Below are 26,337 nucleotides of genomic sequence, written 5' to 3' on the forward strand. Positions count from 1 at the left end.
AAAATCAAAATAAAAAACATAAGGAGGAAACAATCCATGCAGGATAATCGATTTATGCGTTTTTTAGGTGGAAAAAATCTCATCTTTTCATTATGTGTCCTTATTTTAGTAGGGATATTATTCTTTGTTTTTGCTAAAGTATCATTTGTATTTAAACCACTTCTCATTATCTTTAATACGATTATTGGTCCAATCATTTTAGCTTTTATACTTTTTTATCTATTAAATCCAATCGTAGATTTACTGGAACGCAATAGGGTCAAAAGACTTTATGCGATTATTATTTTGTTTTTATTGATTATCGGTGTATTCACAATACTTATTACTGTATTAATACCTTTAATTGAACAGCAAATATTAAGTCTAGTAGCAAACTTTCCGGATTATATGAAACATCTCCTTAATAAGTTTAATGATATTGCTTCTAATTCACGCATTGCTCCATATATGCAGGACATTCAGAAGTGGGTGAACACGAACTTAAGTGATCTACCTAATAAAGTAGGGGATTATCTCGGTAGCTTTTCATCTCGTTTAAAATCTATTATCGGCACAATTGCTAGTGTAGCAGTGGTAATTATGACATTTCCTTTTGTATTATTCTTTTTACTTAAAGACGGTAAACAATTTAAAAGCTATTTGATCAAATTATTACCCCCACGCTATCGCAGTGATTTCAATGAAATTCTGGAGAAGATGAATGTCCAGGTTGGTTCATATATTCAGGGACAAATGATTGTTGCTTTTTGTATAGGAGTGTTACTGTTTATCGGTTATAAAATTATAGGACTGGAATATGCACTTATCTTAGCGTGTATTGCTGCAGTTACAAGTGTTGTGCCTTATTTAGGACCTATGATTGCCATCAGTCCGGCAATCATCATCGCACTTGTTGACTCACCACTTATGCTATTGAAGTTAGCTGTTGTGTGGATGGCGGTACAATTTTTAGAAGGTCATTTTATTTCTCCAAGTATTATGGGTAAAACGATGAAGATTCATCCACTTACAATTATCTTCGTTCTGCTATGTGCAGGAAACATGCTCGGTATCATCGGTGTTATTCTTGGTATTCCGCTATACGCAATTATGAAAGTTTTAGTACAATTTTTCTTCCATAAATTTAAAATACGATATAATAAATATTTTCAGGATGCACATGGTCCATATGAGATTAATAAAAATGAAGCATAACTCTTGTTTATGCTTCATTTTTTTGTGATTTTGCAAAAATGGTATTTACATGTACAATAGTAATATCGTTTTTTTACATAAACAATATTTAAATACATTTTTTAACATAGAAAGTGGGTAAATATGAAAACATTTTTAAATTACCACCAAAACAAACTAAAAATATTATTTATATCTTTACTATTTGTTTTTATTTTTTATAAATTAATCGGTGAATTATCATCTATTGATTATAAAGCAACCTATATTGCGTTTAAATCGTTGCAGTCTTATGAACTCGCTGGTCTGATTATATCAGGGTTTTTAGCAGTAATGTTGTTATCGTTATATGACTTTGTATTGGCTAAAAATTTAAATTTATCAATTCCTAAGAAAAAGTTATTGAACACAAGTTTTATAGCGAATGCATTAAACGCTGTAATTGGATTCGGAGGCATAATTGGTGCTGGACTGCGATTACTAGTTTATAGAAATTATGCTGATGACGAAAGAACTTTAGTTAAAGCAATCTCCTTGTTGTTAATATCAATGATTTCGGGAATGAGCATTTTAAGTCTAGGTATCATATTCAATTTATTTAATAACACGCATGCCTTTGATCACTACCCATGGTATAACATTGCATTAATTATCACTGCTTTATTCTTACCTGTGTTTTTAGTATATACATTTATAAAACCGGTCAATCAGGATAAATTATTAGGATTAAAATTTACTTTAGTCTCTGCATTGGAGTGGATTGCAGCGAGTGGCGTAATGTACTTAATCTTTAAATGTATTGGTAATCCCGTACCATTTGCAGTTGTCATCGGCATATTTGTTGTAGCAGCTTTAGCAGGATTAATATCACTCGTACCAGGTGGATTTGGTGCATTTGATTTAATGATTCTTGTAGGTTTTAAAGCTATTGGAATTACAGAAGAACAAGTATTACTTGCTTTACTTATTTATCGCGTAGTTTATTACTTTGTACCATTCCTGCTTGCACTTGCATTATCGACTTTCGAGTATAGAGGTGTGGCGAGAAAACAATTTGAAGATCGATTTGAAGATCATAAATATGTTGGACCAGCAATTGAGACAAGCAATTTGTTTTTAAGCATTTTACGTGACGTAATTGTAAAACTTCCCGCAATTGCATTAGGAGTTATTGTTGGTATTACTGGTCTCTTATTATTTTTAAGTAACGGTTTAGTAATCATAGAAGCTATCTATGATGTGAAACATAATACGTATTTATTTCTAGCCGCATTATATGGAGTGGCTGCGCTGATATTAATCATTAATGCTAAGGGTATTATGCATGACACAAGACGCTCGCATGTAATGAGTATGGTCGCAGTAAGTATTTTACTGATTGTCGTATATCTGACATATGGAAACTTTCTCATTTATATCTGGCTATTTATTGTGTTAATACTATTGTTTATCGGCAATCGGAATGTCAGTTCGATTAGAAGACCAATAACATTAAAAAGAGCTGGATTAACCATTCTTTCATCAATCGTGTTATTATCAATCAACGGATGGTTACTTTCATTACAATTAGAAGGTTTGATTCGCACAGAAAATATTGATTTCGATAGTAACTTACTAAAATATTATTTCCTGCTTTTAATCGTATTATTTGCAGGTGTGACGTATACACTCTCTTATCTTTTCAATAAAAAATTTAAAACTAAAGTTGATATGCAAATGTCAACAGAGGAGATAGACAAAATTATTCAGTCTTATGGCGGGAATTTTGTAAGTCATCTGGCATTCACTGGTGACAAATTATTCTTTACAAATGATGAGCGTGATGCATTTGTCATGTTTCAATTTAAAAATGATAGTATTATCGTATTAGGTGATCCAATAGGAAATAAGGCATCTTTCCAATGTTTACTGACACAGTTCTATGATAAGACAGAATATTATGGTTATGACGTGGCATTCTATCAGGTTCAACCGCATCTGTTACCGATGTATCATGATTTCGGAAATATATTCTTTAAACTAGGTGAGGAAGCAGTCATTCCGCTTGAAGACTTTACAATCAGCGGAAAGAAAAAACGTGCATTTCGAGCAACTGTCAATAAATTCGAAACAGAAGGATATCGCTACGAAGTGCTAGAGCCTCCATTTGATGATTGTTTAATTGCACAATTACAAGAAGTTTCGAATGAATGGTTAAATGGACGTAACGAAATGAATTTCTCAGTAGGGCAGTTTAATCCTGATTATTTAAACAAAGCACCGATCGGAGTGATTAGAAATGATGCTGAAATCATTGGCTTCGTCTCATTTATGCCAACACATTATAATCACTCATTCTCAGTAGACATGATACGCTGGAAAGATAATGAACTCCAAATGATGGATGGTCTATATTTAAATACAATGCTATTAATGAAAGAGAAGGGCTATCATTCATTTAATATGGGAATGGCACCACTATCAAACGTAGGCAGTCATAAACATGCATTTTATCGTGAACGATTGGCAGGGAAGATATTTGATTCTATCTCAAGACTTTATAGTTTTAAAGGATTACGTAAATATAAAGAAAAGTTCAATCCTGACTGGCAATCAAGATATTTAGTCTACCGAAAAGATAGTTCACTCATCACACAGATGATTCGTATTAATGCAATCATCAATCGATCAAAAAAATCTGAGCATTAGCTCAGATTTTTTTGTGTCTTTATGTAATTTTCACGATCAATTTGTTCCTGTTTGTAACGTTCAGGGTTTCTTTTATAGAACTCCTGGTGCTCATCTTCAGCTAAATAGAACACTTCAGCGGCACGTATTTCAGTCACAATCGGCTTATCAAATCTATCTTGAATACTTTCTATGTAATCTACTGTTTTCATTTTTTGCGTTTCATCAGTATAAAATACAGCAGTACTATATTGTGTGCCTCTGTCCATATATTGACCGCCAGCATCTGTCGGATCAATTTGAGCAAAGAAAATCTCTAATAATTTATCAAATGAGAATACAGCATCATCATAAATTATTTCAACGACTTCAAGATGATCTGTCGTACCTGTTTTCACTTGTTCATAAGTTGGATTTTCAATATGTCCACCCATATAACCACTCTTTACACTTTCAATACCATCAAATGAATCAAAAGGTTTTACCATGCACCAGAAGCAACCTCCGGCAAAATATATCGTTTTCATTTCAATCTACCTCCTTTTAATTATTTTACGATAATAATGTACAATTACCATAGGTATTTGCTTGCAATTTAGTCTTATTTTTTATAAGTTTAATATACTGGAGAATGGAAAGTAGGGTGTTTTATTATGGATGGACAAACGCCACCTGTACGTCGCCGAAAAAAGCGTCGTATTCGTAAGTTACCGTTTATATTATTATTTATTATTTGTATTTTATTAGGATGTTTTTTATACATAAAATCGAGTTATGAAAGTGGCTTAAAGCAAGCTGAAAAGCATGCACCGAAACATGAGCAATATGAATTTAACGGTGTGAATAAAAAAGATGGAAAAATTAACATATTAATATTAGGGCAGGACCGAGCAGTTGATGGATCTGCGAGAACTGATTCCATCATGATTGGTCAATATAATTATTTAAATAAAAAGATGAAAGTTATTTCCGTGATGCGTGATATTTATGCTGAAATACCAGGTTACAGAAATTATAAGATTAATACAGCATATACATTAGGTGGACCGGAACTTTTACGCCAAACGATTAAACAGAATCTAGATATCGATATTGATCATTATGCGATTGTTGATTTTAAAGGATTTTCTGCAATGGTTGATGAAATATCGCCGAATGGTGTACCTATTGATGTTGAAAAGGATATGTCAGAAAAAATCGGTGTCACGCTGACTGAAGGAAAACACAATCTAAATGGTAAAGAGTTACTTGGCTATGCACGATTCAGAAATGATGCTGAAGCTGACTTTGGTCGCGTTAGACGTCAACAGCAAGTAATCCGTGCTTTAAAGAAAGAAATGGTTAGTCTTCCAGTAATCTTAAAAACACCTAAACTTGCTGGTATTGCAAGAGGGTATATCAATACAGACATGACTGATGGAGAAATATTTAGAACAGGCACTTCGTTTGTAATTAGAGGTAGTAAAGACCCTAATACGCTAGTTATTCCAGTGAAAGATAGTTATACTCAGATGAGTTATCCTGAAGCTGGCGCAGTATTAGAAATTGATAAAGAGAAAAATAAAGCAGCCATTAAGAAATTCCTAGAGGAATAAACTCAGTCAGAAGACTGAGTTTTTATTATATGCATTCATAATATAACAATGATAAAATAAATTATGAATTAAATGGAGGGATTTAAAATGAATGATTTAGAAGCAATGTACCAGTATGCTGTGAAAGTTGCTGATACATTACAAGCGTCACCTGTATACGATGAACATAGTGATGCAGATGATCAGGCAATGGTGGCGTATACTTTCGGTGTACTCAATGGTTATGCACAAAAAAATGACTTTGGCGCAGAAGAAATACAAGTTGTTATGGTCAGATTAATCTCAGAATTTATCGGCTATCCAGTTGATTACGCTGAAGCTTTAACACAATATATTATCTCTTGCACAAACAAAGAAGAAAATGAATCAATCTATATCATTATCCATAAAGGACTCGATCAATATTTAGATGGGGGACGCGTTGTCGACTTCCAAAATGATTATTCGATGATACTAAATGATATAAAAGCAGTTGTAGAACCTGAGCCTGCTCCGAAACGTATTAATATGGCTGCACGAATCAATCCGAATGAACAATAAAAACCTGCTTGTCCGCTAAGGACAAACAGGTTTTTTCTTTGAATTAAGATTCTGATTTTAATTTACCAGCCACTGCATAGCGCTCTTTTTTCAATTCTTTAATAAATACATGAATATTTTCTTTCGGTGCGTTCGCATTTGTAGCAACAACTTCAGTTACTTCTTCAACGATTTTCTTTAACTGTTCTTCTGAACGACCTTCTAGTAATTCTACTGTAATAAATGGCATATAATTCTCTCCTTATTTGTGTACTATATTTACTGATGATCCTTTACCACTGATCCAGTCATCCGTACCGTCATCTTCCATGATTTCGATATTGACATCTGTAACGTGTGGTTGTTGTAATAACTTTGTAACTAAATCTTTCTTGATTGCAGATAATTCACGTAGATTAAATTGATGACCTAATGTTTCCACAGTCGCTTCAATATGCTTATCTTCTCCTTCTTTCATAACGACTAAACGTTTAATATCAGAGATTTCAGGATGCTCTAAAATGATTTTAGAAGCATAAACTTCCATATCTTCATCAGCGCGACCGATAGCACCAGCTGCATTTTCCATAAACACTTTAAATACAACGTAGAACATCGCTAAACCGATAATAACAGATACAATACCTTCAATCATTGTGAATCCTGTAAAACGAGAAACAATAACGGCGATTAAAGCGATAACACCGCCACCCGTTGCAACAGTATCTTCCATAAATACTAACTTCGTTGCAGGCTTAGCTTTAGCTAAATTGGCATAACTCGTAGTGAAAGGGTGAAGACCAGTTGTTGGTTTATTAACTTCTTCTAACACTTCTTTACCAGCTTTATATAAAACTGAACTTTCTAACACAACACCAATTAATAATACACCGACGTTGATTAAGAAGTGCGTAGGATTGTGATCACCCGCAGCAGCAGGGTGCTGAATATGGTGAATCCCTTCTAAAATTGTCTCGTACGCTAAAATTGCAACGATAATCACTGCAAATAAACAAACGATATTCACAAGTCGACCATAACCGAATGGGAATTTCTCGTTCGGTTCTTTCTTAGAAACCGCTGAACCAACCCATACGAATAATTGGTTTGCAGCATCACCGAATGAATGCATCATTTCAGCGAACATAGCGACATTACCAGTAAATACGTAAGCTCCGAACTTTAAACAACCTAGAATAAAATTTACGATTGCTGCAATTAGAGAAGACTTACTACCTTTTTTGAGTAAATTAAATAAACGTGACATAGAAAACTCCTTTATTCATTTTATTATTATATTATAACCGAAATTAAAGTGAAAAACCTTAATAATCGTTGTATAACTGTAACCATAATTGAAAAGAAATAAACATTATTTCAATAGAATAAGGATATTATTTTAAGTCCGCCTTGCATTATGGTACGATTAATTTAATTTAAGAGAGATTATATTAAAAATTCATATACGCAATAAGGAGGTATATCATGTTTAAAGAACTACTTACATCAATAGGAATTGGAGATGCAAAAGTTGATACACTTGTTAAGAGAACAACATTTCAACCTGAGGAACAAATTGCTGGTGTCGTTAAATTAGAAAACTTAACAGAACAGGATATAGAACGTATTGAACTTACTTTAATAGAAAGAAAAGAAAATACGGATGAAACAAGCGACTTCCATACAATCGATCTTCCTGTTTCTAAAATAATTCTTCAACATGACGGAACAGAAGAAGTACCATTTATATTTGATACACACGAAGAAATAGAAGACTATAACCATGAATTCTATATCATGACACACGTATTTGTTGATAATGCAGTAGATTATTATGATGAAGATCAAATTTATTTTGAAAGTGTGCAATCAAGTTAATATTATTATAGACAGGACGCAAAACAAATATTGCCGCCTGTCTATTTTTATTATCAATTAAGCTTTATACATACCTTCATAAGCCTTAATATTTATCTTCAACTTCCGGTACAATACTTACAAATAAGCGTTCAATGGCACATAAAATAATCAGTGATAAACAGCCATACATTACAATCACCTCTTTCTTAAGTCGATTGTAATGTATGAAACGAGTTTCAAAGCAAGGGGGAATTGCTTCATGTCAAATATTCGTGATATCGCAAAGGAAGCAGGTGTGTCAGTAACCACTGTATCCAGAATAATAAATAATCATCCATATGTTACAGAAGAGAAACAACTCGCACAAAAAATACTGAAACAAACGAACTTACCTGATGCGTTAATTGTGACCAATGATGCACACTGTGCAGGACTTTATGCAGAGTTTCAGAATCAAGGCATTAAAGTGCCGGAAGACATTGCACTCATATCCTACGAAAACGGTGAACTATCACAGGTAAATAACATAACAAGTATCGATCTGCCATTATTACAAATGGGAGATCGTAGTGTGGAATTAATACTGTCTGACTCTGCAACATCAGAGGAATTGCCGTCAAAATTGATTATTAGAAAGTCAACTTGAATTCGGCTAAATAGACGAAAAGAAGTGAATTCGTTTATTTAGCCGAATTTATTATTTTACATCATTCATTATAGTTTCAACATGTTTTAATAGAAAACCATCAAAAGGGAATGCCTTAGAACGATATAAAGATTCTAATTTTTCTTTCAAGTGACTTACCTCTGTTATTAAGTTATCTGGATATTGATATTTTATTTTGTTAATTTCAAACTCGTCTCCATCTACAAAATAATATTTACCTTCTTTATCGATAATCATATCAATATCTAGATCCACAATATCTATATCATTCTCTGTTAATTTAGGCAGAGAACATATATTACAGTAGTATTCAATATCACCATTACGATAAATGTCCGTATTTATTGTAAAACCGTCACTTTTTGATATGAACTCAAGAGAAGCATTATCATAAACAAATGTTTGACCACGTGTATGATGAATAAGTTTTCTGGGTGGCAGAGACTTAAGAAGAATGTATGTTTCATTCTCCTCTATAAGTTCTGATTTCCATGAATAGTGAATAGTATGATCATATTTATATGTATTAACAATGTATTCTTTCATTTAAACCTCCGTTGTAAATTTATTGATTTAATTATATGATATATTAATCAGAAAATTCTTTAAATAGATTAAAGCACAAAATAAGTATATTTTGTACAGGAGTAGGAGGCCATATGAACTTAAAACGTGCGAGTATACATGATGCAAATGTAATTTGGGAGATGCAAGTAAATTCATTTCAATCACTTTTAGATAAATATCAAGACTTTGAAACGAGTCCAGCAAATGAGGACGTAGAATTAATTCATAGAAGGTTAGAACAACCATTTACATACTATTATTTTATTTATCATAATAATGAAATTGCTGGAGCTATTAGAATAGTCGATAAGCATGATGATTCACCTAAACGAATTTCGCCAATATTTATATTACCGGAATATCGAAATTTAGGATTAGCTCAACGTGCAATTGAAGCTGTTGAAGTTATTCACGGCTCAACAAATTGGATGCTAAATACGATTCTTGAAGAGAAGGGGAACTGTTATTTATACGAAAAGTTGGGTTATGAAAGATTTGGTGAATTAAATAGAATAAACGATAATTTGACTTTGATTAATTATAGAAAATAACGGATATCTGGAGTGCGTATATGGACATAACATTTACTAAAGAAAAAATGAGATTTAAGTATAGAACATCTGCACTGATCATTAATAACAATCATATATTGCTTCAAAATATTAGAGATTATTGGACACCACCGGGTGGCAAAGTTCAAATGCTGGAAGATTCTAGAACTGCGTTGAAGAGAGAGATATTTGAAGAACTTTCTACTAACATAGCGATTGAACAAAGTGCTATTTTCATTGAACAAACATATCATTCACAAGAAAAGTCATTCCATGAGCTCGGCGTTTATTATTTTTGTCACTCCAAATTATTATGGGATAGAGGAATATCTATAATCGGATGTGAAAATGGAGAAGATATGGCGTATCGATGGTTTCCACTAAATGAAATCGAAAAGATTAATCTTCAACCTGCCGTATTAAAAGACAAGTTGTTAGGTGAGAATAAAATTTTTGAACATATTATTAATCATGAATAAGAAAAACAGCCATCGATAAACGATGGCTGTTAAAATTTATGTAAATTATTGTAAAATTATTTTTGTTACTTCTATAATACATCATACATATTTTTATAATATAAGTCTATTCTTTTTTATATAGTTTTATAAAATATAATTACTGGGCCCAAGTATAATTAGGAGATGAATAGAATGTCACAAAATATTTATGATAATGAGCATTTCTATAAAGGTTACACAAAGATTCGTAACAACAAATTAAGTTATAATGAGATGATCGAAATGCCGGTAATGAAAGAAGAATTGCCAGATATAAAAGGGAAAACGGTATTAGACATTGGTTGTGGAATGGGAAAATTTATTAAATATATGCTCGAATTGAACCCAAAACAGATTGTAGGTTTAGATATTTCGAACAATATGATTTCATATGCGAAAGAGCATGTTAATGATGAACGTGTGTCATTTGTTGTATCTGATATACTTTCATATGAAACAGACATTAAATTTGATGTGATAGTATCAAGTCTGGCTTTCCATTACATTAAAGATTTCAATTTACTAATGAAAAAATCAAATAAATTACTAGCAAATGACGGTATATTATTATTTTCTACAGAACATCCGTTAACAACAGCAACAAAACAACAAGAAAATTGGTCTCATGTTGAGAGTCGATTCAATCACTATAAATTAGATCATTATTTTGAAGAAAGCGCGAGACCGATAGAGTGGTTAGATACTGAAGTAATACGTTATCATCGCACAATTGGTACAATGATGAATACTATAATCGATAATGGATTCATTATTGAACGAGTAATTGATACAGGCAATACAGAAATGTCGTTAAAATTATGGGATGCAGAAGATATTATGAAAGTAAATCATAGACCACCGTTTTTAGTGATAAAAGCGAAAAAATCGTAATGTAAGAAGCTTGGGTATAAGGCGCTCGTCGTTCACCACAGTTCTCAAAACGTTAAGTGTCAAAACTCTTGGAAACTTGTTAGCATAGAGATTTGTTACGTAAATTACATTAACTTTGCGTTTGGTAGCGCATTTTAATGCGCAAGAAATACAAGTAATGGTTTTATGAAAGCAATACTTTATTGGTACTGTATCAAATAACTTGCGTTTCGATTATAATCGAAACGCTAATTATTTTCCTCTTTGATTTCGATTATAATCGAAATGGGAGGTTGATATTTTTGATTAAATTATTAGAGTTCAATACCTCAATATTATTAGCCGTTTTGCAGATAAACCGATTGTAAAAGTTTTAACAGGTTTACGACGTGTCGGTAAATCGACGCTTTTAGAAATGATTAGATATGAATTGCTTTCTCACATAAAAGATGAACATATTTTATTTCTTAATTTCGAATCAAAAGACGGATTATCTATTAATAATGCCTAAAAACTAGTTGATCTTGTTTCAGAGCGATTTAGCAAGGATGACCGCATTTATTTATTTTTTGATGAAATACAACTTGTAAGTGAATGGGAAAAAACAATTAATGTTCTCAGAGTTGATTTTTTATTGATAAATAATTTTATAAAATTTAAGTGCTTTTCGATGATAATCGAGAAGTGCTTTTTTGCTTAAAATATAACTCTTTATTAGAAAAGGGGCAATCGTTTAATTTGTTTAGTGTCAACTAGTCATGATTATTATATAATTATATTTGAATATTCTGTATATTTAACAGGGTGGAGGGATTTAATGTTTAAAACTGAACTAAATTTATTAAATAAATATTTAAATGAAGAATATGTCGGATTTAATGATAAAAAGGATATTATTACATCGATGGATTTTTCAAATATTCATGATTTCTTTCCCGATGTAACTGAACAGCTCAATAAACTGCATGATCCTCATTTACGTATTATTGATAAACTAAATACAAAAAAAATATCAATCTTATGTAAGAACCATAATAATCGGCTGTTTGTTGTAAAATCTATTGACCCAGACATATCGATTGGTAGTGAAATAATAAAAATAGGTGAGCACTCAATTCAAGATATAATTGAAAATGATGCAAATTTATTATTTGATCCAAATCCTGAAAGATACGAATGGCATAATGTTCTTCGTAAGTATAAAACTGTAACTATAAAAAATGGAGAAGTTAAAAATATCTTTATCGCGTCTAATGATGAATTATATGATGAAGAATATAGAATAGAAAATCATGATGATTATATATTTATCAGATTACCTGATTTTAAAAATGTTAATGCATTACATGAACTCATTAAACAAAATAGTAACTTACTTAAACGGAGTAAAAAATTTATTATCGATGTGCGTGATAATAGAGGTGGCAGTGACTTTGCATATTTCCCATTGTTAGAATACATCTTTCCACCTGGATACATATTAAATATCGACTACGGATTAACGTTTAATTATACAAAAAAATATTGTGATTATATGATCAGTAAAGTGGATAAAGATTTGATGAAGATGGATGAGGGAGAGACGAAAGAAGCGTTTAAGGAATATCGCAAAAGAATGTCTGATAACTATGGTAAAGGTATGACTAAATTCGACGATGATATTGAACCGATTGTATTGGACGGTATCGCTCAAGATATTAAAGTAATTGTAATCGCTAATGAAAGATGCGGGAGTTCAGGTGACAATTTTGTTGAGACCGTTAAACATAGCGAATTTGTGACGGTTATAGGAAGAGCTACTAAAGGTATGAATGATTATTCAAATTGTAGTTATCTCTATTTAAACGATCAATTTGACTTACTTTGTCCTTATTCAAGATATAACGGTTTAGATCATGGTGTCTCTATGGCTTTAAAAGGAATTACACCAGATATCGAAATTCCATGGACGACTGAAGAATTATCACGCGATGTTCTACTTGAAAAGGCGATTCAGTTGGTTAATGAATAGTTGGAAATTAATTAAGGAAATAATTTGATTTATAATATTTATTCTCAAACAAAAATGCAACGCAAAATTTTGCGTTGCATTTTTGTTGGTTTGTAAATAGAGGTGGTCTAGTTGATTGAAAATAAAACAACTGCATTTAAAGAAAAAGTATCAAATCAGTTCTTAAAGACCGTGAGTGCCTATGCGAATTATGGAAATGGACAAATAATATTTGGTGTATCAGATAATGGTGAATATATTGGGTTTGAAAACATTCAGAAAACAATATTAGATATCGAAAATAAAATTAACGATAGTATAAATCCTAGTCCTTACTTTACTTTTTCAATTAACAGAAACAATACGATTTGTTTAGAAGTTACAGAGGGCGTTCATAAACCATATTTATATAAAGTTAAGGCATATCGAAGAAATGATACTGCTACAATTGAAGTTGACCAGCTAGAATTAAAGCGTTTAGTATTGGAAGGTTCAAATTTATCTTTCGAAGCACTTGAAGTTAAATCAACTGATCTTACTTTCAATACACTTTCAAAATTATTGATGGAAAAAATTCATGTTAATGTTGTATCCGATGATTTATTTAAAACTTTAGGAATTATTGATAGTAATGGTAAATATAATAATGCAGCGTCCATTGTAGCTGATCGTAATAAGTTTTCCTGCATTGATATTGCGCGGTTTGGTCATTCTATAAATGAAATACTTGATAGAAACCGTCTATCCAATATTTCAATCCTTTCAGCTTATCAAGCTGCTATTGACTCATTTGAACGTTATTATGAATACGAGAAGATAGAAGGGATGCATAGAAATTCAATCGAGATTATCCCGAAAGATGCATTTAGAGAAGCTTTAGCCAATGCAATTATTCACCGTCATTGGGATATTAACAGCCATATTAATATTGCTATGTTTCCAGATAAAATTGAAATTACATCTCCAGGGGGATTGCCTAGTGGGATTAGCGAGTTCGATTATCTTGAAAACAATGTTTCAATATTAAGAAATCCTATTCTTGCTAATATATTTTTCAGATTAGGATATATTGAGATGTTTGGTACAGGTATTAAACGTATTAAATCTGCTTATAGCCAATATAAAGTGAAGCCTCAATTTTTTGTTTCAGAAACAAGTATTAAGATTATCCTTCCAGTAACAAATGTTTTACCAAAAGTAACAAAAGATGAAAGTATCATTATGGAGACACTGAGTTCTGGATATGTGCTTTCAAGCAGCGAAATAGTAGAACGTACGCCTTTCAATAAATCAAAGGTCATTCGCTTAATAAACCATCTTTGTGAAAATGGATATGTCTATAAAGTCGGCACAGGTCGTGGAACAAAGTATAGGATATAATTCTTGAGTGATTAAAGCAAAATTGAATTTTAATAATTTAAATGTTATATATTTTTACTAAGTATTAACTTATCCAACGCTCTTATACCATTTTCAATTATGACTTCTTTATATGCATTGATAAAGAAGTCTTTTTCTATTTCATGAAGTCTAAATCCACACTTTTGATATAATGCGAGTTGGTTCAGACTTGAGTTGGCTGTTGCAATGATTAAATTGTTATATCCTGAATGCTTCGCCATTTTTTCTGCTTCTTTTAGCATCAACTTTCCATAACCTTTTCCTTGATAAGTTTCACTTACTGCAATATTCATTATTTCCATCGTTGATTCACTTACTTCTTTAAGGACAATAACACCAATGAGATCATTTTCTTCTAATATATAGATTGAACTTTCACTAATATATTGATTAATCATTTTAATCGAAGGGTCTGCTAATAACAATAACGCTAAAATTTCATCGTTGATTTCATAAACTTGTTTTAACATCGAATCACCTATTTGTAAGAATTTTCTGTATAATGTCATTATATATTTTTTTCCTATGATAAACACAGAAAGGTGCAGATTAATGAAACCAATCTATACTTTTGAACAATCAGATGATTTTAATAAGTATCATGCTGATATTACATATTTCCATACACTAATAAATGATTACCAGAAATATCTTATAGATAATTTTCAGTTAAAGGATATACCCAATGGTGTATTCTGGACATCACGCTTTGTAATGGAGGATGTACTTGAAAAACCAGTACCTGCCTTTACGAGAGATGAAGCGATCTATATGTGTGCTGAGAAAGATTACTGGGTACAATATTTTACAGCGTTGCTTCCAGAATCGTTAAAAGATAAATATACGTCATTTTATGCCGCACACACTAAAGATGAGATGCTTGCAATATTAGGACATGAACTCACGCATCATATCGATCTATTTCTTGCTGAATTTGATGACGAGAATCCCACGTGTGAAGATATGTGGTTTGAAGAAGGAATGGCGACTTATCTTCCTAGAAAGTTCTTTTTTGATGAACAGTTATTCAATGACATTTATCATTTAGAAAAGTCACTTTACAAATATTATTTAAATGAATTTGGTGACTTACCTTTAGAACACTTTACATACGATATTTACTCGCACCCAAAGGAATATATTATGTTTCATTACTGTATGAGTTTTGTTAAAATCACTCAGTTTGTAAGGTTTGTAGATGGAGATGTATCACGTTTATTTAAACTTTATCATGATTGGGATACGGAAGGGAGAAAGGTATCTTTAGCACATTATTTTGAAACACATATTTAGGAGGGTGCCATGCATATTGATGAATTAAATCAACACTTGCCAGGCTTTCATTTTTTGAAGTTAGAAAGCTTTAACAAAGGCTGGTCGGATGATCAAAAATATATTGTTACAACTCGGGATGATAAGTATCTATTACGGCTTTCCTCTTTTAAAGAAATAGAAGATATTAAATTGCAAATTTATTTAGTTGAACAGTGTATGGACCTTGGTCTTCCTGTGCAACAATTAGTATTACATGGTGAATTTAAAGACCACTATTATTTATTATACAGATGGATTGAAGGTCATGAAGCTAAAGAAATATTACCGACATTAACTTTAGAAGAGCAATATGAACTTGGTCTTGAAGCTGGGAGAATATTGAAAGCCATTCATACTTTACCTGGAGCAAATCAGTTTGGATGGCGTGACTTTTTCCTAAAGAAAATCGAACGTAAGCAATCGATGTATCTAAACTGTGAATATAAATACGATAATGATCAGTGTTTATTTAATGTAATAGAAAAGTATGAGAATCGTATCATAGATAAACCTGTTGTCTACCACCACGGCGATTATCATGTAGGGAATATGGTCATTGATGAAAAAGGTAAGCTGTGGATTATTGATTTTGACAGATGTAGTATCGGTGAACCATTTGAAGAATTCAATCGTATCAGTTGGTGTGTAAATACGAGTGAGGCATTTAGTAGAGGTCGCGTTGATGGATATTTTGATGGTAAAGTACCGATTGATTTTTGGGAAGTATTATCTGTTTACATCGCTACGAATATCTTATCATCATTACCATGGGCAGTCCCATTTGGTGACAAAGAAATACAAGTGATGAAAGAAGAGTTTGAAGTACAACGTAAGTATTATGAAGATTTTAATATTGTAATTCCTAAGTGGTATAAATAAAATTGCGAATTAAAATATTGGAGGGATACACTTGAGTGAAATATGGGAACTTCTAGATATCAATAGACAAAAAACTGGTATACTCCATGAAAGAGGTGTTACAGTACCTGATGGATTGTACCATTTAGTTGTAGAGATCTGGGTACAGAAACCAAATGGTGATTTGCTACTTACACAACGTCATCCTGATAAACCACTTGGTTTGAAATGGGAATGTAGTAGAGGATCAGCTGTTGCAGGAGAAGATGGTGTACTTGCTGCACATCGTGAGTTACTTGAAGAAGCAGGTATATTTGCGCCTTTAGATGATATTCAATTCAAAGGTTATACCATGCATTCACATTATATTACTGAGACTTATCTTTACGAAGCACCAACGAATGATATTACATTTAATCTTCAGGCTGAAGAAGTTGTTGATGCTAAGTGGGTCAGTCCGAATGAAATTGAACAAAATTTAGATGAATTAATACCAGAATTATGGGATAGATATTGTAAGTATATTAAAGTGGGGTAGTTAACATGCGTAATTTGAAGTTCGAGTTTGATCTTTTCTTTATATCAGAAGCTTTCTTAAACCAACATAAGCATTATTTAATAAACACTGTAGTTGTACCGAAAGAAGAGTTTAAGAAAAACAGTAGCTTATCGAATGTTGTTAACATTTCAACGTATCAAACGTGGAACCTGACATATGAATTTGTTATTGTAGCCGAACCAGGACGGTATGAAAGCATAGAAAATACATTTAAAAATGCATTGAAACAAGAAATGATCGATAATGGCACTCATCTGATCAATGATGATAGATTAATAACCTCAGCATATTAGGATACGCTCTCTCAAAAAGAACAAATAAGCTTTATCCAACAGTTCGATGATGAACCTAGCAAAACAGATATAACACAGTTCAGTACAATATCTCATCTGACTGCATTGCATAATAAATTCCCGGAATACCATGGCGTAAATTGTTTGTCGGCAACACTGTATGCATTAACTAAAAATCCATTTATATTAGAACAGTGGGTGCATCAGGAAACCTTTATGATCTTCCTTAATCGTCTTGGATACAAAGAAGTGGAAACTTCATTTAATAGAGGAGATATTATCTGTTTCTATCATGACGATTTACTTACACATGCATGTTATGCGATTGATGACGAATATGTCTTTAACAAACAAGGACAGACATTCTGGGAACCGTGGACGATAGAACGATTTGAGACGATTCAAAGTAACAGAGATGAAGTTAATTATAAAATTTATAAAAAAATTAAGGTAGAATAGGCTATTGAATAGCTATTCTACCTTTTATAATGAAAACGACATTGTAAAATAAAAATTGAATCATCTTCTATCTTATATACGAGCCTATGTTCATGAGTGATCCTTCTGCTATAGCACCCTGTATAGTTTCCTAATAATTTTTCTGGCTTTCCTATACCTTCATTTGCACCATCAATCATAATACTCTTTACTAGTTTATTTATTTTCTTTAATACAATTTTATCGTTAGTTTGCCAGTACGTATAATCTTCAAAACCACTTGAATAAAAAAGTATCTTTTTCTTAGACATCTAAATCTATCTCAACTTCTAGTAAGTTTTTTTTATCAATTGATTCATCAATCGCTTTTTGTAATCTTTCGGCGTTCGCTGGTGTACTCTGTAAATAAAGTGTTTCAATCATACTATTATAATCTTGTTCAGATAATATCACGGCATTATGCGTATTTGTTGTGATTGTGTAAGGTTCACAGTCTTCATTAACAATTTCTATAATTTTTCTAAAGTTTGATCTTGCATTAGAATAAGTTGTGACTTTCATTTTATCGCCTCCTTGTACAACATTATTGTACCACTATTGGGATATTATGTATATAATTGTTACTTTTTACTCTTGAGAATGCTGATTTTAATAACCCATCACTCAAATATTTGAGCGATGGGTTTGTCTTTTAGAATATATTTTTATATCGATATGTGAGTAAACAAATCAATAAGTAAGCAAGCGATGCTATAACAAATGCGAATGTTAAGGTAGCGTGTTCTGCTAGTAACGACATCACAAATGTTGATAAACAAAATCCTAAACTATAAACACTTTGATTAAGGGTGTAAGTATCAAGCAGTGTTTCATGATTTAAATGCTTTTGAATTTCTGTGTGTAGTGATATAGACAATAGCTGTTCTATAATTCCATAAAGCCATGATAGCAGGACAGCTAGTATTAACCACCTGTTAATACCGAAGATAAACGTAATGAGTGAAAGCAGCATATATCCAATGTAATAGAAGTAAACCAATTTAAATCTTTCAATCATATGAATCATCTTTGATCCGACAAGTAAACCTACGAAAAATGCCGCGTTGATAATACCAAACCAGTAAGATGGGGCATTTAAATATTCTTTTACAAAGGCAATCATTATTGCAGCAATCCAGACAGCATGGCCAAATGACGCGATAAAAGTATTCCAATTTAAATATTGACTGTAGCTAGTACGATTGCTTTTTATAACTGCTTTGAAATTTTTGGAACCTATACGCTCACGCTCTACAGTATTGATATTAAAATTTATCTTCATCATAAATATCACAGATATGATAGACAAGATGACACAAAACATAATCAATCCATCACTATGTAGGAATGCTAACAATATACTACCTAATGCCCAGGCAGTAATTTGTATCATATTATTCATACTGCTAATTTTTCCGTTTGCTCTAAGTATATTATCCTTTAACTCAAAGTAGGGGATTAATGTGTTGCTTAATGGATTTGTAAATCCATCTAAGAACGCAATCATAAATGCTAACCCTAATATATAAATATAGTGCAATTCAAGATACATTGTACCGATCAATAAGATCAGCAAGCCACATTTCATCGTTTGATTAAACACTAAAATATATTGCTTTTGAAATCTAGAATATATAATTGGTGCGATAAATCCACTTATAAAATAAGCAGATGTGATGAAAATAGGAACTAATGCACTTAATTGAATAGAGTGCGTCAATTCATATAGATAAGCAATCAGTGCAATAATATAAATATTATCGCTCGTATTGGCGAATAACTGACTAAAGTATAAGTATTTAAAGTTATTTGTAAATCCTTTCATGATTTCCTCCTAATTTAAGAAGATCATAGACTTACAAATACAACTTATTTAATTGTTTTTATTGACTTGTAAGTCTACGTCTAATTGATATATTAGAAAGAAATCATTACATATGAGATCACCTTTTATTGTTTTTAATGCATTCATCTTATCATTATCAGAAAATTTGTACAATATTAATTTGGAAAAATTTATTGATTATATTGAAACAAGTCATCAGTTAAATCTGGGCTTTCAATAATAACTGCATTTAAACCATCATTCGTTCTTGTTTCATGCATTTCCCCAGCTTCAAAGAATACCGCGGTATTTTTACTGATTGAAACAGTTGTATGATTGTTCGATGAAACAATTGCTTCACCGTCGACGATTAATAATATTTGATTAACTGGTGCTTTATGATTACCTATAATGCCATTAGCTTCTAAGTGGATGAAGTTAATAGATATTTTTGAATCCAGTGTTGCTAATCTATTTATAAAAAAACCATTCGAATTATGATTGTCAATTTGTGTTGCCATAGATTTCTTCAGTGGATAAATTTTCATATTTTTTCCTTTTTATTCTGTTTTAATTTTCGCATTTTAATTTTCGCATTTTAATTTTCCGAAAATTCTATATAATAAATATAATACAATTGATGGGGGTTGGAAGCAATGTCATTAGGGGTTAATCGTGGTGAGGTTGTATTAAGTGAATACCAAGAAATATGGGCTGATGAATTTAATCATGTAAAAAATGAAATTCTTAAAGTTGTAAAGTTAGACAAAAACGCAATTCATAACATTGGAAGTACATCTATACCTGGTTTATCAGCTAAGCCTATTATTGATATATTAATAGGCGTTGAAGATTATATGTCACTTCCTGAATCTTTTTTTGAAGCATTAAAGACAATAGACATTTATAGATTGCGTGTTGAAAAAAATGATGAAATTGTATTGGCGAAATTCGAGGATGAGTCTTTTCAAAAACATACCCATTTTATTCATATTGTCAATAAAGGACAGCAGAAATATACAGAATTATTAAAGTTTCGAGATTATTTACGTTCACATTCAGATGCTAGAATGGAATATCAACGTTTAAAAGAGAAACTATCTACACAATACGCAGATGACAGACCTAAATATACACAAGAAAAAGAAGCATTTATCAAATCAATTATTAATAATGATGTTGGAGGATATTAATATTATGAACATTAGAAATATGGAAGAAAAAGATTTAAAAAGTGTATCTATTTTACTTAATGATTACCGTATCTTTTACAATAAGCAAAGCGATTTAACATTGTGCGAGCAATTTCTAAAGGATAGGTTTAATTATGAAGAATCTCAAATATTTGTAGCTGAACTAGACGATGAAGTAATAGGCTTCGTTCAAATATATCCAACATTTTCAACAGTAAGTTTACAACGTGCATATATACTTAATGATTTATACGTGAGTGAAAAAGCTCGTAATACTGGTGCAGGTATAAAATTGATTGAAAAGTCATTTAAATATGCAGAAGAAAATAATGCGAGATACATCTGTTTAGAAACTGGTAAAGATAATGTGAAAGCGCAAAAACTATACGAAAAAATGGGAATGACTATTGATGAGACAGTGTATCACTTTTCAAAAACGATAAGTTAATGTTTAAAATTAGCTATTTAACATACATACCCAAAATATTGTTAAAAAATTATCTAGTAACAAGAAAAATTTTTTTAAATAAGTGATAATTATTAAAGATAATTTTTATTAAGAAATTTATTGGACTAAAATTCTTTTTAGTATAAAAGGTTGTGATTTTATTTTGAAATTTAAGTTAATTAAAAATATTAATTCTAAATATTTCATTTTTTTATACCATGGGTGGGGTGGTACCGTAAATAATAATCAAAATTTAATACAAATGCTTAGTCGTTTAGGCTACAATATAGTGCTACCTGAGCTCAAATTTCATGATACAAGATCGCCAATAGATAATTATTTCGACCAAACAAATATGAATAATTATTTTTGGGAATCAATCTTTTCATCTATCGATGAATTCGATCAATTAAAGACTGAATTAAATTTAGAATATGAAAATATTATTGTAGCTGGTATTTCAATGGGAGGATTTATTTCAAGTGGTATTCTTAAGAAATACCCTCAAATAAAAGGAATGATTTGTATTAATGGTTCAGGTTCTTTCTTAAAGTCTGAAAATATTTTTAGAAAAAATAATAATCGTAAAACATTAAGTGACGAAGAAATCAACTTATTCCACGCTTATGACCCAATACTTAAAACTCCCTATAATAATTATATTTTATTAATGCATGGTGAAATTGATAAAATTGTTCCTATTGATGGGGGTAAGCATTTTCATATTAAACAGATAAGGTCCGAAGCATTAAATACGAAATTCATTATTTATGAGAATATCAATCATACAGTTGAAGATATTATGTTACAAGATATTCTGAATTGGTTGAAAGAGGTTATTGAATAGAAACCATGCTTTTTGTTTGAATATCATCTCAGAAATATGTAATTCATTCTAATAAAAATAAAATATGATGAGGTAGGTAAGTCAAGTTCTTTTTCAAAAGAGCGAACTTCATTAGAGAATACTTTACTGAATTTAGATAAAGATCTTAAAAAAATATAACGCTCTGGTAGGAATTTGAAATAGGTAATTCTGAAGAAGCCCAATTCGCAAGAATTGTAGATGCTATATTACCTTTGATAAATCATTATGTGACAGGAGATGTAATCACAACTGAAGCAAGATCGACAAAATCTCAAGTTATAGTAAAAACAATTTATTTGAGTTGACTCTGAGAAGTTATGGGAATTAGCTGCTCATATTATTGATAGAAGTATTGAAAAAGGACTTTACGAATATAAGTAATAATGATTTATGCTGATTCACTGATATTGATAGTTTCAAAATAATTATTATTAATTTAGGGGTGGGTATTGTGTCGAGAAATAATTTCTACGATTCAGACGGCTTATTTAAAGAATTTACATCGATTAGAGAAAAGAAAATTAATTTTAATGATTTAATTGAGACGCCTATTTTATTCAGTATGTTACCTGATTTAAAAAATAAAACTGTATTAGATATTGGCTGTGGAATGGGGCAACATGTAAAGCAATATGCCGATATGGGCGCTAAATCTGTATTAGGTATTGATATTTCTGAAAAACTTCTAGCAATTGCCGAAGAAAAGTTTAACGGCAAGAATATTGAATTCCAAAAGAAATCATTTGAAGATTTAGTTTCTTTTAATCAGCAGTTTGATGTTGTTACTAGCTCATTAGTATTTGATTATGTTCAAGATTTTGATCAACTTATGAATGATATTAGTCAAATCACACACGATACTTCAGAAATCATTTTTAGCATGTCACATCCAATTGTTACTGCTTATGATCAATCCATTCCTAGATGGACTCGTGATGAAGATGGTAATAAACTTCATGCGAATCTTTATAATTATTTTATTGAAGGTGAAAAACATTTTCCATGGGGTGGTACGGAGGTAGTTAATTATCACAGAACAATATCTAGTGTTGTTAATTCGATAATTCAATCAGGCTTCACAATTATTGAGTGTCATGAATCATTAGCTGATGAACATCTTAGAAAAGCATATCCTGAAGTTTTTGCAGGTACTATCCATCGACCGGATTTTATTTTCTTTAAATGTATAAAGTTATAACTTTGAAATAGAACTAGCATATTATCGCTAGTTCTATTTATTTCTAAATAAATATTTAAATATTCTAAAAATTGTTATATAATATAATTAATTTTTATGAACGGAGGTGTTGGTATTGTTTTTAGAAGTTGCGAAGCGTATGCGTTTTGTTTTAACGGTACGTGGGAAATTTGCGTTTGAAATTAAAAATTGGTGGAGTCTGACCTTTTTTAAGCAAATACAACTTCTAGAGGAATACTAAACACTGTTCCTCTAGCAAACTAGAGGAGAGAAAAAATGAATATTTTAAACGTAGCCCAAGTATCAAAGTCTTTTACAGGTGATGTAATATTTGAGCATATTAAATTTGAAGTAAGCGATCATGATCGTATCGGACTTATTGGACGAAATGGTGAAGGGAAAACAACATTATTTAAACTGATTTCGGGAGAAGAGCGTCCTGATAGTGGTTTTATTAGTTTATCAAAAGGTACACGTGTGGGTATTTTAAGTCAAATTCCGAAATTTCCGGATGATATGGATGTTTATTCATGTTTAGCACAAACTTTTATTGAACTTGATGCAATTGAGAAGAAAATGAAAGACTTAGAATTAAAAATGGCAAGTAACCCTGATAATCTTGAAAAGATTTTAGTTCAATATGCCAATATACAAGAGCAATTTGAAGCATTAGGAGGTTATGAAAAGGATAGTAAAATCAACTTTGTAATGCACGGTCTCAAAATTAATCCATTGGCCGATAGACTTTGGTCCCAGCTTTCAGGTGGAGAACGTACTAAAGTTGGTTTAGCCATGTTATTACTTCAATCACCGGAATTATTACTACTGGATGAACCGACAAATCATCTGGATATCGATAGTATTGAATGGTTAACGCAATTTATTAAAAATTATAAAGGTGCTGTTATTATTATTTCTCATGACCGTTATTTTCTTGATGAGACGGTGAGTAAAATATTAGAGATAGATCAACAAGCGCTGCATATTTATCACGGAAATTATTCTTACTTCATAAAAGAAAAAGAAGATAGAATCTTAAGAGAGTATGAAGAATACAAAAATCAACAGAAGAAAATTCAAAAGATGAAAGCACAGATCAAACAATTAAAAATATGGGCGAATCAAGCTGTACCACCAAATGCCGCAATGCATCGTCGTGCAAAAAGTATGGAAAAAGCTTTGGCTAGAATAGAAATAAAAAAGAAACCGATTATTGATGCTAAAACAATGCAGCTTGATATTCAAAGTGCCGACAAATCTTCTAAAGATGTGTTCACTTTAATTGATGTTGCCAAAATGTATGATGATATATTGTTTGAAGATGTAAATATGAAAATCAGAAGAAATGATAGGATTTCTATTGTTGGAGCCAATGGTACAGGAAAAAGTACGTTAATAAAAATGATGTTAGAGGATGTTTTTCCTGATGAAGGCGAAATCATTATCGCAGCTAATATTAAGATTGATTATCTGTCACAACATCATTTTACTGAAGACAATGATACTGTTTTAGACGCGTATCGTGCATACGCATCAGTCACAGAAGGTGAGGCTCGTAATCATCTCGCTGGATATTTATTCTATGGTTATGACGTATTTAAAAAAGTGAAAGATTTAAGTGGTGGTGAGAAGATGCGTTTACGATGGGCACAAATTATGTCAAATGATTTTAATGTACTCATTCTCGATGAACCCACTAACCACTTAGATATTGAATCTAAAGAAATATTAGAAGATGCTTTAGATAAATTCGAAGGAACGATTATCGCTGTTTCGCATGATAGATATTTTCTTGATAAGTTTTTTGATGTTACTTATTGGATTGAAGATAAAAATGTAAACATGTATTTAGGAAATTATAGTTATGCGAAGCAGAAAAAAGCTGAATAAACGTAACTCTTTATGTTTGTTTAGGTTTGATGTTTATTATTTTATCTTAAATGAGGAATATTTCAATCGTTTCATGATACTATATTAGTGAACTACACTCTTAATAGGATGTGATTATTTCATGAATATTAATGATCTGAAGCTTACTCAACTCTATTTGAATCAGCGTAAAGTGGATGAGGTAAGTGAATGGCTGGATGATGTTTCTGTCAAAAATACAATAATCTCAGTAATTCTGTACGACGATCAATTTTATATCGTTGATGGTCATACACGTTGTTTAGTTGCTTTTCAAAAAGGGATTATAGATATACCGATTGAAATTTATGATATTGATAATACATCAGTAGAGATGCAATTATATCTTGATTGTATAAAGTGGTGTGAACAAGAAAATATTTATCATATTAATGATCTATCCCATCGCATTCTAGCAGAAGCAGAGTTTGAAAAACTTTGGATTGAGAGATGTCAAAGTCATATGGAAGATATTCAGGATGCTCGTGATGCTGATATTGCTTATCGCGAGCATTTGAACCATAAAGTAACCTATACTCACGAAGAAGTCATGAAACACTTCAACTTGTAATCCTATACCAATCTGTTATAATAAATGTATAACAGATTGGTTTTTATTTTTGTCTTTAAATCTGTTCTATACTTTGTATAACAGAGAGGTGGTTCAATGTACATAGAGATTGATGAAACGAGTAGTGTACCGGTTTATTTACAACTTGCCAATCAAATTATTCATCATATTGCAGAAGGGAATGTCGTACCTTATGATCCATTACCTTCTGGTCGTGCATTTGCGAAGAGTATTCAGATTAATATGCATACGGTGAACAAAGCCTATCATTATCTGGAGGAGAAACAATTGATTCTTGTGCAGCCGAAGTCCGGAGCGATAATTCATCCTGATGCTTTAAAGGCTGCGACAAAAGTTGAAAGGGAAGATTTAATGAGTCGTTTGAAACCGATTATTGATGAAGCAAAGTGCAAACAATTGGATGTTGCTGATTTACTGAAATTAATTGAAAAGGGAGAGGGTTAA

The 26,337-nt window shown here is 31.3% G+C and carries 34 protein-coding genes; 25 read left to right on the top strand and 9 right to left on the bottom strand.

Annotation, left to right across the window (positions count from 1 at the left end; genetic code table 11):
* The first annotated feature begins 36 nt into the window (after positions 1 to 36).
* Both JJJ02_RS04835 and mprF read left to right on the top strand, forming a co-directional pair.
* Positions 37 to 1,194, top strand: a complete 1,158-nt coding sequence (locus JJJ02_RS04835) for an AI-2E family transporter (RefSeq protein WP_240837674.1) — start codon at positions 37 to 39, stop codon at positions 1,192 to 1,194.
* A 123-nt stretch (positions 1,195 to 1,317) separates the two neighbouring features.
* Positions 1,318 to 3,861: a bifunctional lysylphosphatidylglycerol flippase/synthetase MprF gene (gene mprF / locus JJJ02_RS04840; protein WP_240837676.1), complete on the top strand. Its 2,544-nt coding sequence runs from the start codon at positions 1,318 to 1,320 to the stop codon at positions 3,859 to 3,861.
* On the opposite strand, the gene msrA is transcribed toward mprF, so the two are convergent.
* On the bottom strand, positions 3,858 to 4,373 hold the full coding sequence (gene msrA / locus JJJ02_RS04845; protein ID WP_240837906.1) for a peptide-methionine (S)-S-oxide reductase MsrA: 516 nt from the start codon (positions 4,371 to 4,373) through the stop codon (positions 3,858 to 3,860). The two genes, mprF and msrA, sit on opposite strands and share 4 nt — an antisense overlap.
* A 120-nt stretch (positions 4,374 to 4,493) precedes the next feature.
* Between msrA and JJJ02_RS04850 the strand changes: the two genes are divergently transcribed.
* Together JJJ02_RS04850 and imm48 are read left to right on the top strand one after the other, a co-directional pair.
* Positions 4,494 to 5,435 carry an LCP family protein gene (locus JJJ02_RS04850; RefSeq protein ID WP_239242724.1) on the top strand — a complete coding sequence of 314 codons (942 nt, stop codon included), beginning with the start codon at positions 4,494 to 4,496 and terminating at the stop codon, positions 5,433 to 5,435.
* A gap of 87 nt (positions 5,436 to 5,522) precedes the next feature.
* Entirely contained in the window at positions 5,523 to 5,975 is a 453-nt protein-coding gene (gene imm48 / locus JJJ02_RS04855) for an Imm48 family immunity protein (RefSeq protein ID WP_099577927.1), read from the top strand.
* Between the two features lie 43 nt (positions 5,976 to 6,018).
* On the opposite strand, the gene JJJ02_RS04860 is transcribed toward imm48, so the two are convergent.
* Positions 6,019 to 6,204, bottom strand: coding sequence for a 2-hydroxymuconate tautomerase (locus tag JJJ02_RS04860; RefSeq protein WP_099577929.1), 186 nt, complete (start codon positions 6,202 to 6,204; stop codon positions 6,019 to 6,021).
* Positions 6,205 to 6,216: 12 nt separating this feature from the next.
* Positions 6,217 to 7,221, bottom strand: a complete 1,005-nt coding sequence (locus tag JJJ02_RS04865) for a cation diffusion facilitator family transporter (protein ID WP_111714843.1) — start codon at positions 7,219 to 7,221, stop codon at positions 6,217 to 6,219.
* Positions 7,222 to 7,439: 218 nt separating this feature from the next.
* On the opposite strand from JJJ02_RS04865, the gene JJJ02_RS04870 reads away from it, so the two are divergent.
* Both JJJ02_RS04870 and JJJ02_RS04875 read left to right on the top strand, forming a co-directional pair.
* The gene (locus JJJ02_RS04870; RefSeq protein ID WP_240837678.1) at positions 7,440 to 7,832 is read left to right on the top strand and encodes a sporulation protein; all 393 of its coding nucleotides are present in this window, start codon (positions 7,440 to 7,442) and stop codon (positions 7,830 to 7,832) included.
* 241 nt (positions 7,833 to 8,073) lie between these two features.
* Entirely contained in the window at positions 8,074 to 8,460 is a 387-nt protein-coding gene (locus JJJ02_RS04875) for a substrate-binding domain-containing protein (protein ID WP_240837680.1), read from the top strand.
* A 51-nt stretch (positions 8,461 to 8,511) separates the two neighbouring features.
* Here the strand turns inward: JJJ02_RS04875 and JJJ02_RS04880 are convergent, their stop codons facing one another.
* Positions 8,512 to 9,027 (bottom strand): DUF402 domain-containing protein, encoded by a 516-nt coding sequence (locus JJJ02_RS04880; RefSeq protein WP_240837682.1) that lies wholly within the window; start codon positions 9,025 to 9,027, stop codon positions 8,512 to 8,514.
* Positions 9,028 to 9,140: 113 nt separating this feature from the next.
* On the opposite strand from JJJ02_RS04880, the gene JJJ02_RS04885 reads away from it, so the two are divergent.
* From JJJ02_RS04885 to JJJ02_RS04905, 6 genes are all read left to right on the top strand, one after another.
* Complete coding sequence (locus tag JJJ02_RS04885) at positions 9,141 to 9,599, top strand: GNAT family N-acetyltransferase (protein WP_240837684.1); 459 nt, start codon at positions 9,141 to 9,143, stop codon at positions 9,597 to 9,599.
* Between the two features lie 20 nt (positions 9,600 to 9,619).
* Positions 9,620 to 10,078 carry an NUDIX hydrolase gene (locus JJJ02_RS04890; protein ID WP_240837686.1) on the top strand — a complete coding sequence of 153 codons (459 nt, stop codon included), beginning with the start codon at positions 9,620 to 9,622 and terminating at the stop codon, positions 10,076 to 10,078.
* Positions 10,079 to 10,252: 174 nt separating this feature from the next.
* A complete protein-coding gene (locus JJJ02_RS04895; protein WP_240837689.1) occupies positions 10,253 to 10,990 on the top strand; it encodes a class I SAM-dependent methyltransferase in 738 nt (245 codons plus the stop codon).
* Between the two features lie 340 nt (positions 10,991 to 11,330).
* Positions 11,331 to 11,480: an AAA family ATPase gene (locus JJJ02_RS13425; protein ID WP_396614721.1), complete on the top strand. Its 150-nt coding sequence runs from the start codon at positions 11,331 to 11,333 to the stop codon at positions 11,478 to 11,480.
* A gap of 306 nt (positions 11,481 to 11,786) precedes the next feature.
* Positions 11,787 to 12,980, top strand: coding sequence for a S41 family peptidase (locus JJJ02_RS04900; protein ID WP_240837691.1), 1,194 nt, complete (start codon positions 11,787 to 11,789; stop codon positions 12,978 to 12,980).
* 111 nt (positions 12,981 to 13,091) lie between these two features.
* Positions 13,092 to 14,339 carry an ATP-binding protein gene (locus tag JJJ02_RS04905; RefSeq protein ID WP_240837693.1) on the top strand — a complete coding sequence of 416 codons (1,248 nt, stop codon included), beginning with the start codon at positions 13,092 to 13,094 and terminating at the stop codon, positions 14,337 to 14,339.
* A gap of 44 nt (positions 14,340 to 14,383) precedes the next feature.
* Here JJJ02_RS04905 and JJJ02_RS04910 read toward each other — a convergent pair whose 3' ends face one another.
* Positions 14,384 to 14,830, bottom strand: a complete 447-nt coding sequence (locus JJJ02_RS04910; RefSeq protein WP_240837695.1) for a GNAT family N-acetyltransferase — start codon at positions 14,828 to 14,830, stop codon at positions 14,384 to 14,386.
* Between the two features lie 82 nt (positions 14,831 to 14,912).
* Here JJJ02_RS04910 and JJJ02_RS04915 point away from each other — a divergent pair, with 82 nt between their 5' ends.
* The 5 genes from JJJ02_RS04915 (at position 14,913) to JJJ02_RS04935 (ending at position 17,843) form a co-directional block, all read left to right on the top strand.
* Positions 14,913 to 15,653, top strand: coding sequence for a hypothetical protein (locus JJJ02_RS04915; protein WP_240837697.1), 741 nt, complete (start codon positions 14,913 to 14,915; stop codon positions 15,651 to 15,653).
* A gap of 9 nt (positions 15,654 to 15,662) precedes the next feature.
* Positions 15,663 to 16,553 carry a phosphotransferase family protein gene (locus JJJ02_RS04920; RefSeq protein WP_240837699.1) on the top strand — a complete coding sequence of 297 codons (891 nt, stop codon included), beginning with the start codon at positions 15,663 to 15,665 and terminating at the stop codon, positions 16,551 to 16,553.
* Positions 16,554 to 16,584: 31 nt separating this feature from the next.
* Complete coding sequence (locus JJJ02_RS04925) at positions 16,585 to 17,070, top strand: NUDIX hydrolase (protein ID WP_240837701.1); 486 nt, start codon at positions 16,585 to 16,587, stop codon at positions 17,068 to 17,070.
* Between the two features lie 5 nt (positions 17,071 to 17,075).
* The gene (locus JJJ02_RS04930; protein WP_240837703.1) at positions 17,076 to 17,384 is read left to right on the top strand and encodes a hypothetical protein; all 309 of its coding nucleotides are present in this window, start codon (positions 17,076 to 17,078) and stop codon (positions 17,382 to 17,384) included.
* Positions 17,385 to 17,528: 144 nt separating this feature from the next.
* Positions 17,529 to 17,843: a hypothetical protein gene (locus JJJ02_RS04935; protein WP_240837705.1), complete on the top strand. Its 315-nt coding sequence runs from the start codon at positions 17,529 to 17,531 to the stop codon at positions 17,841 to 17,843.
* A gap of 17 nt (positions 17,844 to 17,860) precedes the next feature.
* On the opposite strand, the gene JJJ02_RS04940 is transcribed toward JJJ02_RS04935, so the two are convergent.
* From JJJ02_RS04940 to JJJ02_RS04955, 4 genes are all read right to left on the bottom strand, one after another.
* Complete coding sequence (locus JJJ02_RS04940) at positions 17,861 to 18,133, bottom strand: Txe/YoeB family addiction module toxin (protein ID WP_240837707.1); 273 nt, start codon at positions 18,131 to 18,133, stop codon at positions 17,861 to 17,863.
* Positions 18,126 to 18,383 carry a type II toxin-antitoxin system Phd/YefM family antitoxin gene (locus tag JJJ02_RS04945; RefSeq protein WP_240837709.1) on the bottom strand — a complete coding sequence of 86 codons (258 nt, stop codon included), beginning with the start codon at positions 18,381 to 18,383 and terminating at the stop codon, positions 18,126 to 18,128. The genes JJJ02_RS04940 and JJJ02_RS04945 overlap by 8 nt, the downstream gene beginning before the upstream one ends.
* 130 nt (positions 18,384 to 18,513) lie before the next feature.
* Complete coding sequence (locus JJJ02_RS04950) at positions 18,514 to 19,686, bottom strand: MFS transporter (protein WP_240837711.1); 1,173 nt, start codon at positions 19,684 to 19,686, stop codon at positions 18,514 to 18,516.
* Positions 19,687 to 19,877: 191 nt separating this feature from the next.
* The gene (locus JJJ02_RS04955) at positions 19,878 to 20,234 is read right to left on the bottom strand and encodes a cupin (RefSeq protein WP_240837713.1); all 357 of its coding nucleotides are present in this window, start codon (positions 20,232 to 20,234) and stop codon (positions 19,878 to 19,880) included.
* Between the two features lie 108 nt (positions 20,235 to 20,342).
* Between JJJ02_RS04955 and JJJ02_RS04960 the strand changes: the two genes are divergently transcribed.
* The 8 genes from JJJ02_RS04960 to JJJ02_RS04990 all read left to right on the top strand — a co-directional run bounded on the left by JJJ02_RS04960 (position 20,343) and on the right by JJJ02_RS04990 (position 26,337).
* Entirely contained in the window at positions 20,343 to 20,879 is a 537-nt protein-coding gene (locus tag JJJ02_RS04960) for a GrpB family protein (protein WP_240837715.1), read from the top strand.
* Between the two features lie 4 nt (positions 20,880 to 20,883).
* The gene (locus tag JJJ02_RS04965; protein WP_240837717.1) at positions 20,884 to 21,327 is read left to right on the top strand and encodes a GNAT family N-acetyltransferase; all 444 of its coding nucleotides are present in this window, start codon (positions 20,884 to 20,886) and stop codon (positions 21,325 to 21,327) included.
* 163 nt (positions 21,328 to 21,490) lie between these two features.
* Positions 21,491 to 22,174 (top strand): alpha/beta hydrolase family protein, encoded by a 684-nt coding sequence (locus tag JJJ02_RS04970; protein WP_240837719.1) that lies wholly within the window; start codon positions 21,491 to 21,493, stop codon positions 22,172 to 22,174.
* A 472-nt stretch (positions 22,175 to 22,646) separates the two neighbouring features.
* On the top strand, positions 22,647 to 23,393 hold the full coding sequence (locus JJJ02_RS04975; protein ID WP_240837721.1) for a class I SAM-dependent methyltransferase: 747 nt from the start codon (positions 22,647 to 22,649) through the stop codon (positions 23,391 to 23,393).
* A 115-nt stretch (positions 23,394 to 23,508) separates the two neighbouring features.
* The gene (locus JJJ02_RS13310; protein WP_255724798.1) at positions 23,509 to 23,634 is read left to right on the top strand and encodes a hypothetical protein; all 126 of its coding nucleotides are present in this window, start codon (positions 23,509 to 23,511) and stop codon (positions 23,632 to 23,634) included.
* Between the two features lie 35 nt (positions 23,635 to 23,669).
* On the top strand, positions 23,670 to 25,283 hold the full coding sequence (gene abc-f / locus JJJ02_RS04980; protein ID WP_240837723.1) for a ribosomal protection-like ABC-F family protein: 1,614 nt from the start codon (positions 23,670 to 23,672) through the stop codon (positions 25,281 to 25,283).
* 121 nt (positions 25,284 to 25,404) lie between these two features.
* On the top strand, positions 25,405 to 25,872 hold the full coding sequence (locus JJJ02_RS04985) for a ParB N-terminal domain-containing protein (protein WP_240837725.1): 468 nt from the start codon (positions 25,405 to 25,407) through the stop codon (positions 25,870 to 25,872).
* 96 nt (positions 25,873 to 25,968) lie between these two features.
* Positions 25,969 to 26,337 carry a GntR family transcriptional regulator gene (locus tag JJJ02_RS04990; RefSeq protein WP_240837744.1) on the top strand — a complete coding sequence of 123 codons (369 nt, stop codon included), beginning with the start codon at positions 25,969 to 25,971 and terminating at the stop codon, positions 26,335 to 26,337.

The sequence above is a fragment of the Macrococcus sp. PK genome (assembly GCF_022501545.1).
In the GTDB taxonomy this organism is placed as follows: Bacteria; Bacillota; Bacilli; order Staphylococcales; family Staphylococcaceae; genus Macrococcoides; species Macrococcoides epidermidis.

Bases quoted from the DNA above. Each gene is read 5' to 3' on its own strand.
- JJJ02_RS04835 (WP_240837674.1), top strand. From the start codon at position 37: ATGCAGGATAATCGATTTATGCGTTTTTTAGGTGGAAAAAATCTCATC.
- mprF (WP_240837676.1), top strand. From the start codon at position 1,318: ATGAAAACATTTTTAAATTACCACCAAAACAAACTAAAAATATTATTT.
- JJJ02_RS04850 (WP_239242724.1), top strand. From the start codon at position 4,494: ATGGATGGACAAACGCCACCTGTACGTCGCCGAAAAAAGCGTCGTATT.
- imm48 (WP_099577927.1), top strand. From the start codon at position 5,523: ATGAATGATTTAGAAGCAATGTACCAGTATGCTGTGAAAGTTGCTGAT.
- JJJ02_RS04860 (WP_099577929.1), bottom strand. From the start codon at position 6,204: ATGCCATTTATTACAGTAGAATTACTAGAAGGTCGTTCAGAAGAACAG.
- JJJ02_RS04865 (WP_111714843.1), bottom strand. From the start codon at position 7,221: ATGTCACGTTTATTTAATTTACTCAAAAAAGGTAGTAAGTCTTCTCTA.
- JJJ02_RS04870 (WP_240837678.1), top strand. From the start codon at position 7,440: ATGTTTAAAGAACTACTTACATCAATAGGAATTGGAGATGCAAAAGTT.
- JJJ02_RS04875 (WP_240837680.1), top strand. From the start codon at position 8,074: ATGTCAAATATTCGTGATATCGCAAAGGAAGCAGGTGTGTCAGTAACC.
- JJJ02_RS04880 (WP_240837682.1), bottom strand. From the start codon at position 9,027: ATGAAAGAATACATTGTTAATACATATAAATATGATCATACTATTCAC.
- JJJ02_RS04885 (WP_240837684.1), top strand. From the start codon at position 9,141: ATGAACTTAAAACGTGCGAGTATACATGATGCAAATGTAATTTGGGAG.
- JJJ02_RS04890 (WP_240837686.1), top strand. From the start codon at position 9,620: ATGGACATAACATTTACTAAAGAAAAAATGAGATTTAAGTATAGAACA.
- JJJ02_RS04895 (WP_240837689.1), top strand. From the start codon at position 10,253: ATGTCACAAAATATTTATGATAATGAGCATTTCTATAAAGGTTACACA.
- JJJ02_RS04900 (WP_240837691.1), top strand. From the start codon at position 11,787: ATGTTTAAAACTGAACTAAATTTATTAAATAAATATTTAAATGAAGAA.
- JJJ02_RS04910 (WP_240837695.1), bottom strand. From the start codon at position 14,830: ATGTTAAAACAAGTTTATGAAATCAACGATGAAATTTTAGCGTTATTG.
- JJJ02_RS04915 (WP_240837697.1), top strand. From the start codon at position 14,913: ATGAAACCAATCTATACTTTTGAACAATCAGATGATTTTAATAAGTAT.
- JJJ02_RS04920 (WP_240837699.1), top strand. From the start codon at position 15,663: ATGCATATTGATGAATTAAATCAACACTTGCCAGGCTTTCATTTTTTG.
- JJJ02_RS04930 (WP_240837703.1), top strand. From the start codon at position 17,076: ATGCGTAATTTGAAGTTCGAGTTTGATCTTTTCTTTATATCAGAAGCT.
- JJJ02_RS04940 (WP_240837707.1), bottom strand. From the start codon at position 18,133: ATGTCTAAGAAAAAGATACTTTTTTATTCAAGTGGTTTTGAAGATTAT.
- JJJ02_RS04945 (WP_240837709.1), bottom strand. From the start codon at position 18,383: ATGAAAGTCACAACTTATTCTAATGCAAGATCAAACTTTAGAAAAATT.
- JJJ02_RS04950 (WP_240837711.1), bottom strand. From the start codon at position 19,686: ATGAAAGGATTTACAAATAACTTTAAATACTTATACTTTAGTCAGTTA.
- JJJ02_RS04955 (WP_240837713.1), bottom strand. From the start codon at position 20,234: ATGAAAATTTATCCACTGAAGAAATCTATGGCAACACAAATTGACAAT.
- JJJ02_RS04960 (WP_240837715.1), top strand. From the start codon at position 20,343: ATGTCATTAGGGGTTAATCGTGGTGAGGTTGTATTAAGTGAATACCAA.
- JJJ02_RS04965 (WP_240837717.1), top strand. From the start codon at position 20,884: ATGAACATTAGAAATATGGAAGAAAAAGATTTAAAAAGTGTATCTATT.
- abc-f (WP_240837723.1), top strand. From the start codon at position 23,670: ATGAATATTTTAAACGTAGCCCAAGTATCAAAGTCTTTTACAGGTGAT.
- JJJ02_RS04985 (WP_240837725.1), top strand. From the start codon at position 25,405: ATGAATATTAATGATCTGAAGCTTACTCAACTCTATTTGAATCAGCGT.
- JJJ02_RS04990 (WP_240837744.1), top strand. From the start codon at position 25,969: ATGTACATAGAGATTGATGAAACGAGTAGTGTACCGGTTTATTTACAA.